The organism is Vibrio sp. 10N.261.52.A1 (genome assembly GCF_002876325.1).
Lineage (GTDB): Bacteria > Pseudomonadota > Gammaproteobacteria > Enterobacterales > Vibrionaceae > Vibrio > Vibrio chagasii.
Genome location: NZ_MCYD01000013.1, coordinates 1 through 3,325 on the forward strand (window position 1 = coordinate 1; position 3,325 = coordinate 3,325).

Consider the following 3,325-nt stretch of genomic DNA (forward strand, 5'->3'; position numbering starts at 1 on the left):
CAAGGAAAGTATTGAGAACGGAGCTAAGCAAGCCATAGAGCTAGCGCCAAGTGGGTTATATGGACTGTTCAACAATGGCGCGTATGGTCAGGCCGGTGCCTTAGAAGATCTACCGACGCAAGGGCTAAGAGAACAGTTCGAAACCAACTTTTTTGGTTGGCACCACCTCGTTTGCCAGATCCTGCCTCATATGCGAGAGCGCGGCGAAGGGCGTATTGTCCAAAACAGTTCGGTACTCGGCTTTGCTGCGATGAAATATCGTGGTGCGTATAACGCATCAAAGTTCGCAATTGAAGGTTGGACAGACACTCTGCGTTTAGAGCTGCATGGCAGTGGCATACACATTTCATTACTGCAGCCCGGCCCAATCGAAACCCAATTTAGAACCAATGCCTTAAAAGCTTTCAATAAGTGGATCAGCATCGAGGGCAGTGTTCATCAAAATGCTTACCAAAAACAAAAAGACCGACTTGAGAAAGAATCATCGAATAACGCGTTTGTTTTGCCTGCTGAAAGCTGTATCGAACCTGTTTATCACGCGCTCACAGCCAGTAAGCCAAAGTTAAGATACCGAGTCACCACTCCCACTAAGGTGTTTGCTGTATTAAAAAGATTACTTCCGAGCCGCTTGCTAGACCCTATTCTAAGAAAAGCCGCATAAATTACTAACTTTGAATGAACAGTCGCAAACTTTAATGTAACGATGTAATTTATCCGTAACAATAAGATGTCATTATTTAGCCTATCTCATCAGTTATCCCCAATTGATGGACTAGCCCTTTGGATACTTCATGACTTTAAACCGCCTTAATTTGGTAGGTCTGAGTCTGGCAATTACGTTGTTTATTCTGTTTTGAGTATCTTACGTAATACCTCACTGACCACCTCACCGATAACGCTGTGTCTTCCATGTCGAGTTAACAACTCTATCAACATTGAAGCATGGCGTTTTTCTATTTTTGCCTCTTTTTATCTGAGATTACCCAGTTAGATCTTGAAGTTACCCGCTTATCGCCCCATATTTGCAACGTATCCCCAAACAAATCTCAAGGAACGTAAATGCAATCTCCGCATATTGTTGAACTTAATGAACAGAACTTTCGTCAAGTACTAGAAGGTTCGATGCAGACCCCTGTCCTCATCCATTTTTGGGCACCAATGAGCCAAGAGAGTGCTCAAGTCATTCCTGAACTACAAACCTTAACTCAGCAATACAATGGTGCATTCACGCTCGCGCTATTAAATTGCGAACAAGAGCAAGCCATTGCTAGCCAATTTGGTGTTCAAGCACTGCCGACTATTGCACTGTTTGTTAACGGTCAACCTGTCGATGGTCTAGGTGGTCCGCAACGCATAGAAGCAATTGTGGAAATGCTTGGCAAACACCTTCCAAGCCAAGATGAATTGGCACTACGCCAAGCACTTGAGCAGATACAAGCCGGTGAGCACACTCAAGCTTTAGCGGCTATGCAGCAGCTTCCAGCAGAACTAACGAGCAAAGGTGAAGTTAAACTGGCAATTGCAGAGTGTTTACTAGAAACCCAACAATTTGACCTTGCTGAGGCTCAGCTGGTAACAATTCCACTCGAGTACCAAGACAACTACTACAAAGGCTTAGTCGCCAAACTTGAACTTCATAAGCAAGCTGCCGATAGTCCAGAGATCCAAGCATTAGAAGCGGCGCTGCAGCAAAACCCAAGCGATGCGAAAACCGCGTCAGAATTGGCACTGCAATACCATCAAGTAAACCGTAGTGAAGAAGCAATGGACCTACTGTGGTCTTTCCTAGTCAAAGACCTCAATGCTCTTGATGGAGACATGAAAAAAGAGTTCATGGATATCCTAAGTGCACTTGGGCAAGGCAATCCTGTTGCTAGTAAGTACCGCCGTCAACTTTACTCTCTGCTTTACTAATTAGGCTCCTTGATTCCTAAACAGTAAGTAGTCAAATACAAAATCGACAAAGCAACTCATAAGCTTTTTGGATGAAAAACTCGTAATGGGCCATAAAATCAATGCTTTATGGCCCATTTCTCATTTATAAATTTGCTCCCACTTTAAATATGCGCCAGTATGAGTAATAAATAATTTGAAACTTAAACTTGCAAAGGACTTTGTATGCCTATCGATACTTTGATTACTATTGGCGTCTTTACTGTCGTCGCACTGCTCTTTATTTTCGCTGGTGTAAAAACCGTACCACAGGGTAATAACTGGACGGTAGAGCGCTTCGGCCGCTACACACACACACTAAAACCAGGCCTTAACTTAATCATTCCGTTCATTGATAAAATCGGTCAACGAATCAATATGATGGAGCGAGTTCTTGATATCCCCGCGCAAGAAGTTATCTCTAAAGACAATGCCAATGTGGTTATTGATGCGGTCTGTTTCGTACAAGTGATTGATGCACCGCGAGCAGCGTATGAAGTCAATGACCTCGAGCACGCGATTCGTAACCTAACTTTGACTAACATTCGTACGGTACTGGGTTCAATGGAACTTGATGAGATGCTAAGTCAACGTGACATGATCAACACCAAGCTTCTTAACATCGTGGATGAAGCCACCAACCCGTGGGGCGTAAAGGTTACCCGTATCGAAATTAAAGACGTACAGCCACCAGCAGACCTGACGGCTGCGATGAATGCTCAGATGAAAGCGGAACGTAACAAGCGTGCCGATATCTTAGAAGCAGAAGGTGTAAGACAAGCTGAGATCCTTAAGGCTGAAGGTCACAAACAATCAGAGATCCTAAAAGCTGAAGGTGAAAAGCAAGCCGCAATACTTCAAGCAGAAGCACGTGAACGTGCTGCAGAAGCAGAAGCGAAAGCAACAGAAATGGTATCAACCGCAATTGCACAGGGTGACATGCAAGCCGTGAACTACTTTATTGCACAAGGCTATACCGAGGCATTGAAGTCAATTGGACAAGCAGAAAACGGTAAGATCATCATGCTACCACTTGAAGCGACTGGCCTAATGGGCTCTGTTGCTGGTATCGCAGAAATGTTCACACACAAGAATGATACAATTAGTAAGGACTAACTTATGGTCGAATTACTAGAACAAGTAAACCACTGGCATTGGCTGGCGTTTGGTCTAGCGTTGCTTGCACTTGAACTGGTTGGAACCGCTGGTTACTTTTTGTGGATAGGCATCTCAGCCATGTTGGTTGGTGCTCTTTTGGGTGCTCTACCAATTGGTTGGCAGATGCAATGGCTATCCTTTGCTAGCTTCTCCCTAATCACCACTTGGTTGTGGTGGAGAAGGCAACTATCTAGTGATAAGCGGTCAGATTCAAATAGAGAACTCAACCAAAGAG

3 protein-coding genes and 1 pseudogene are annotated in these 3,325 nt (G+C 44.2%); all 4 read left to right on the forward strand.

The window, feature by feature from the left end; translation table 11 throughout:
- A partial coding sequence (locus tag BCT81_RS00175; protein WP_102422922.1) for an SDR family NAD(P)-dependent oxidoreductase occupies positions 1–661 on the forward strand: 661 nt, incomplete at its 5' end.
- Between the two features lie 398 nt (positions 662–1,059).
- The gene (locus BCT81_RS00180) at positions 1,060–1,914 is read left to right on the forward strand and encodes a co-chaperone YbbN (protein WP_102422923.1); all 855 of its coding nucleotides are present in this window, start codon (positions 1,060–1,062) and stop codon (positions 1,912–1,914) included.
- Positions 1,915–2,118: 204 nt separating this feature from the next.
- Entirely contained in the window at positions 2,119–3,048 is a 930-nt protein-coding gene (locus BCT81_RS00185; protein WP_102422924.1) for an SPFH domain-containing protein, read from the forward strand.
- Positions 3,049–3,051: 3 nt separating this feature from the next.
- Positions 3,052–3,325, forward strand: a pseudogene (locus BCT81_RS00190) (NfeD family protein); the annotation flags it as partial.

Coding starts and splice junctions, on each gene's coding strand:
- BCT81_RS00180 (WP_102422923.1), top strand. CDS start 1,060: ATGCAATCTCCGCATATTGTTGAACTTAATGAACAGAACTTTCGTCAA.
- BCT81_RS00185 (WP_102422924.1), top strand. CDS start 2,119: ATGCCTATCGATACTTTGATTACTATTGGCGTCTTTACTGTCGTCGCA.